Origin of the sequence: Paenibacillus zanthoxyli JH29 (genome assembly GCF_000520715.1) — a bacterium.
GTDB classification, from domain to species: domain Bacteria; phylum Bacillota; class Bacilli; order Paenibacillales; family Paenibacillaceae; genus Paenibacillus_AQ; species Paenibacillus_AQ zanthoxyli.
Window position 1 is genome coordinate 1 of sequence record NZ_ASSD01000652.1, and the last position, 5,169, is coordinate 5,169.

Here is a 5,169-nt window from a genome sequence, read left to right on the forward strand (position 1 = left end):
CCATGACCCAGAGTTCGGTGCTCAATGTTAATGCCGACACCGGCCTCATTAACCCGCAGCGTGTGCAGACGATGATGAGCATGCTGACGACAACCTCAACCTCCTACATCCTGCTCGCTTCCCTTGATACGGCCAGACGCCATCTTGCGCTGAACGGCCATGATATGGCGGCTCATGCGATTGAACTGGCCAAGTATGCCAGAGCAGCGGTTAATGAAATCGAAGGCCTGTACAGCTTCGGCAACGAAATCCTCGGCACGGAAGCGACCTTCGATCACGACCCTACCAAGCTGAGCATCCATGTGCGCCATCTGGGCATTACCGGCTGGGAAGCGGAGAATTGGCTGCGTGAGAAATATAATATCGAAGTCGAAATGAGTGACATGTATAACATTCTTTGCCTAATTACACCCGGAGATACCCAGCAATCCGTAGACAAACTATTGTCGGCGCTGCGGGTATTGTCAGCTATCCATTACGGCAAAGGCGACATCTACGAGCTTAAAGTACAGGTTCCGGAAATCCCGCAGCTTGCGCTCACTCCGCGGGACGCACTCTATGCGGATACGGAGCTTGTACCGTTCAAGGAATCGGCCGACCGCATTATCGCAGAATTCATATATGTCTATCCCCCGGGTATTCCGATACTGCTTCCCGGAGAAGTTATTACACAGGATAACATCGATTATATCCTCGACCATGTGGAGATTGGCCTGCCCGTCAAAGGACCGGAGGACCGCACGCTAACCCATGTTAAGGTTATCGTCGAGGCCGACCCGATATTCTAGGCTCATACAAAAACCCGATACCTGGTCATAAGGTATCGGGTTTTCTTTCAGTCGGCGGCTGAAGCAGCAGATCCGACCTCTGTATCTTGTCCGAATCTATCCCTGCTTGGCAAGCAGTTCGTTGTAAGCTTCTTCCACAGCTTTCCATTCCGCTTCGTCTTCGATATTGTAAAGCACCATTTCTTCGTCTTCTTCTTCCATGCGCAGAATGATGCCGTCGGCTTCCGGGTTCTCGCGTTCCAGCAGCAGCGCATAGAGCTTGTCGGCTACGTCGAACGTTTCCACCAGCACCATCTCAACATCTTCGCCCTGCTCGTTCGTCAAGGTCAGCACAAACTCCTCGTGCTCATGGTCGTGGTCGTGCCCGCAGCCGCATCCGCCATGCTCATGGCTATGCCCGTGATGATGGCCATGTCCGCCGCAGCATTCTCCGCCATGCTCATGTTTGTGATCGCTCATTAAAATACCTCGCTTTGAATTGAATTATCCTACATTTGGTATGTTAACACGTAAGACAAGTTCAGGTCAATTTACAGGCAGCCGTAAACAGCATTAATTGAGCGCGGTGATGACCTTTTCGGACACGAGCGAGTAATCCCCGTTACGGGTCGCTTTCATATAGAAACCGATACGGTATTTACCGCTCTCTTTAAAATCGTAAGTAATATCCTTCGTAGAGAACCAGAAATTATCCTCCTGTTCGCTGCCCAAATCGCTGGAATCGAGTTCCTTGACGTTGCCGGAAGGATCGGTAATCGACAACTTGACGCCCGCAATATTGTCGGTCAGACTGTCCACCTGACACAGCGCCCTGAACTTCAGCTTGCCCACTTTGACTTTGCCAAAAATGGTGTCGCCTTTGAACAAGGATATATGCACATTCGGTTTAATAATCTTCACTCTGCCGGAATCGTCCCATAGCACCAACCCGTCGATTTCCCGCGCGGGAACATAGGTTTTCCCATCGATTAAATAACCGCCGTCCGAAAGCTCCTTGCCGTTACTCCACACCCGCACTTTCTGATAGACCGAGTCGGCAAATAACAATGAACCCCCCATCAGGGAAAAGATCATTACGCAAACCGCAACTTTTCTCCATCTTTTTTTCATAGCCTTGGACCTCCATACTAATTCATGCTGTTAATATATACTTCACCCGCATGAGCAAGTTGCGGCTGCCGAGACAAGTTTTTGTTAGGGTCAGCATATCTCGGTGCGTCCGGTTCGAAGAAAAAGTAGGATAATAGCTTCATCATGCGTTTACAAACGTTTGATATTATATATTAGACGGCTAACCCGGGAGGTAATCAATAATGACTGTCAAATTGCAAATGCTCGGAACGGGCAGCGCCTTCGCCAAGAACTATTTCAACAATAATGCCCTTCTGATGGACAGCGGCTTTACTCTGCTGATCGATTGCGGCATCACCGCTCCGCTGGCCATGCATGAGCTGGGGCGTTCCTTCGAGGAGGTCGAAGCGACGCTGATTACACATCTGCATGCCGACCATGCCGGCGGGCTGGAAGAGCTTGCATTGACACTTCTCCATACAACCGGCCGCAAAATGACTCTTTTGCTCCCCGAAGCGCTCGTTGATCCTCTGTGGGAGCTTACTTTGATGGGCGGGCTGTACCAGGAGGGCATCATGACTTCGCTGGATGACGTGTTTCATATCCGTCCGCTGAAGCCGGATACGGTGTATACCCTCTCGCCGGAAATTACCGTCCGCCTGATCCGGACACCGCATATTCCGGGCAAAGACAGCTATTCGCTCATGCTAAATGAGGAGATATTTTACAGCGCCGACATGACGTTTGAGCCGGAACTCTTGACGTGTCTCGTGCGAAGCGGGGGCTGCCGTAAAATTTATCATGACTGCCAGCTGGAAGGCGCAGGCGTCGTTCATACCACCCTGGAGGAACTGAAAAGTCTTCCTGAGGATATCCGCAGCCGGATCTCCCTGATGCATTACGGCGACGAGAAGCCGGATTACGTCGGGCGGACGTCGGGAATGGATTTTTTGGAGCAGCATGTAGTGTATTATTTATAAAAAAAAGGACTATCCCGGGGCTTTTTCTGTCTCTCGGATAGTCCATTACCTTAGGGTTACGGTTTAAAACTGCGGCAGCTGATCCAGATTATTAGTCGGATCGCCGTCGGCATCCCCTCGGATGTGGGGGGCTCCGTCCTTCCCTTTGAACACATTGACACCGGCGATAGCTCCCGCCTGAATTTCCTGCAGCGCCTGCTCATAGCTCAGCACGCGGCCCGTTGAAGTCTGAAATGCGGTAAGATCGCCGTCTCCGTTCTTCCGAACCGCCACAAAACGTTCCCGTTCTACGCCCATCATATGAACACGCTCCTAAATCCAGATTTGCCATATACAAGGCACATCATAGAATGTCCAATGGACGGGACGGATATGCGGTTCTACAATTTTTTTTGCATACGCACATGCAGTATCCCGGCATCATAGAACGGCTTCTCTGAGATCACTTCATAGCCAAGCTTGCGGTAGAACTCTTCCGCCCGGCACTGTGCGTCAAGAATGGACGTCTCAAGCCCAAGCTCCCGGGCCAGCTCCTCCAGCGCAAGCAGCAGCACCCGGCCGTAGCCCTTGACACGGTACTCTTTCAGCACGGCAATCCGCTGCATCTTGGCGGTGCCCTCTCTGTAATAGGTTAATCTTCCCGTGGCAACGGAAATCCCATCGTCAATGAGCAGAACGTGATTTACATCCGGTCCAATTTTGTCGAAGTCGTCGATTTCTTCTTCCACAGGAACGTTTTGTTCCTCTACAAATACTTTTTTGCGGATATCCAGCCCCTGCTGCAGCTGCTCCTCTGTAGTAACGCGCACAATTTCCGCCGCCATTCCTCCGAATCCTCCTCTCTCTATGATCAAGTTGGTCTATTATACTGAATATCGTTCTAGCTGTATAGCCGAAAGGATAACGGAAATGGGCAGCATTAGAAGGTTATAGGCCGCTACAGTCCGTCCGAATAGACCTCATCCGGAATGGACTCCGAATACACATCCTTCATAATCGGAGCCAGCGGATCGCGCTCTGCCCCAAGCTCCCTCCCGGGGTTAGTGTGACTTGTCATGTCTAAGGAAGCGGGATGTGCAGGCTCCGTGGACATATCGTTTCCGGGCATGCAGCCGGCGGCAAGCAGCAGCGCGCTGAAGACTGCCGGCAAGCCCAGTTGTCTTTTTATCATAGTCCGGCTCCTTTCTCTCGATTCACAAAAATGCAGGTTCTTGTAGCAGTGTTAACGATGCCGGAATGTTTTATAACCAAGCGCTCTGCCGGAAGACTAATTATGCTATAATGAACTACGTTTGACCCTATGGTTACATATTAATAGAACAAATACTTTAACTATTGAAAAGAGAGGGTTCAATGATTGGTGAGATTTTGCTTCAGGTTGTGCTTCCGGTTTTTATTCTGATTGGCGCCGGCTCGCTGCTCCAGTGGCTGTTTCGGCTGGATTTGTATACGATGGCAAAAATCAACTTCTACTACATAACGCCCGCCGCCGTGTTTATGAGCATGTACCTCTCGAAAATGTCGCCCTCCCTGCTCGGCATGGTGGTCGGTTTCTATGCGCTATACATCGGTATCCTCTATATATTGTCCTTTATTCTTACACGTTCGCTAAAATACAAAACAGGCATGAGGGCCGCATTTACGAACAGCGTGCTGCTGGATAACGCGGGCAACTACGGCATGCCGGTTAATGATCTGGCGTTTCATGGAGACGCTCTCGCCGCTTCGCTTCAATCGCTGATTATGGCGCTGCAAAGCCTGCTCACCTTCACTTATGGCGTCATTTCCATTCAGCGGGCCAAGCTTAAGGGCAATTACCAGATCGTTATTATCGGATTTCTGAAAATGCCCGTTCCTTACGCGCTGGTGCTGGGATTAGCATTCCACGCCTTCTCCGTGCCGCTGCCTCTGTTCATTTCCAAACCGCTTACCTATGCCCAGGAATCGATGGTTGCGGTCGCGCTGCTCACGCTGGGTGCGCAGATCATCAAGTATCCGCTCCGGCTGGCCCGGGCCGATCTGTATCTAAGTCTCCTGCTTCGCCTGCTCGCCGCTCCTGCGATCGGCATTCTGCTCGTGCTTGCGCTCGGACTCAAGGGCATACCCGCGCAGGCATTAATCATCGCTTCCGGCATGCCGACGGGCGTTAACGCCTCGCTGCTTGCTGAAGAATATAATAATGAGCCTGACTTCGCAGCCCAGACCGTGCTGGTTTCGACGCTGCTGAATGTCATTACGATAACAGGTTTAATTACGCTGGCCCGTACACTAGGGTAAGATCAGGGTAGCCAACATAAGTCCAGCGGTATGATGTCAAGTTCCTGATTCTT

The 5,169-nt window shown here is 51.2% G+C and carries 8 protein-coding genes; 3 read left to right on the forward strand and 5 right to left on the reverse strand.

Going from position 1 to position 5,169, the window contains the following annotated elements; genetic code table 11:
• A partial coding sequence (locus L691_RS0124780; RefSeq protein ID WP_025692919.1) for an aminotransferase class I/II-fold pyridoxal phosphate-dependent enzyme occupies positions 1-788 on the forward strand: 788 nt, incomplete at its 5' end.
• Between the two features lie 96 nt (positions 789-884).
• Here L691_RS0124780 and L691_RS0124785 read toward each other — a convergent pair.
• Both L691_RS0124785 and L691_RS0124790 read right to left on the reverse strand, forming a co-directional pair.
• Positions 885-1,247: a DUF1292 domain-containing protein gene (locus L691_RS0124785; RefSeq protein WP_025692920.1), complete on the reverse strand. Its 363-nt coding sequence runs from the start codon at positions 1,245-1,247 to the stop codon at positions 885-887.
• Positions 1,248-1,340: 93 nt separating this feature from the next.
• Positions 1,341-1,898: a copper amine oxidase gene (locus tag L691_RS0124790; protein ID WP_025692921.1), complete on the reverse strand. Its 558-nt coding sequence runs from the start codon at positions 1,896-1,898 to the stop codon at positions 1,341-1,343.
• A gap of 203 nt (positions 1,899-2,101) precedes the next feature.
• On the opposite strand from L691_RS0124790, the gene L691_RS0124795 reads away from it, so the two are divergent.
• Complete coding sequence (locus L691_RS0124795; RefSeq protein ID WP_025692922.1) at positions 2,102-2,839, forward strand: MBL fold metallo-hydrolase; 738 nt, start codon at positions 2,102-2,104, stop codon at positions 2,837-2,839.
• Between the two features lie 63 nt (positions 2,840-2,902).
• Here the strand turns inward: L691_RS0124795 and L691_RS0124800 are convergent, their stop codons facing one another.
• From L691_RS0124800 to L691_RS0124810, 3 genes are all read right to left on the reverse strand, one after another.
• Positions 2,903-3,139 carry a DUF3892 domain-containing protein gene (locus L691_RS0124800; protein WP_025692923.1) on the reverse strand — a complete coding sequence of 79 codons (237 nt, stop codon included), beginning with the start codon at positions 3,137-3,139 and terminating at the stop codon, positions 2,903-2,905.
• Positions 3,140-3,219: 80 nt separating this feature from the next.
• Positions 3,220-3,663, reverse strand: coding sequence for a GNAT family N-acetyltransferase (locus tag L691_RS0124805; protein WP_025692924.1), 444 nt, complete (start codon positions 3,661-3,663; stop codon positions 3,220-3,222).
• Positions 3,664-3,776: 113 nt separating this feature from the next.
• On the reverse strand, positions 3,777-4,010 hold the full coding sequence (locus tag L691_RS0124810) for a hypothetical protein (protein WP_025692925.1): 234 nt from the start codon (positions 4,008-4,010) through the stop codon (positions 3,777-3,779).
• A 182-nt stretch (positions 4,011-4,192) separates the two neighbouring features.
• Here L691_RS0124810 and L691_RS0124815 point away from each other — a divergent pair, with 182 nt between their 5' ends.
• A complete protein-coding gene (locus L691_RS0124815; protein WP_025692926.1) occupies positions 4,193-5,116 on the forward strand; it encodes an AEC family transporter in 924 nt (307 codons plus the stop codon).
• Positions 5,117-5,169 lie beyond the last annotated feature (53 nt).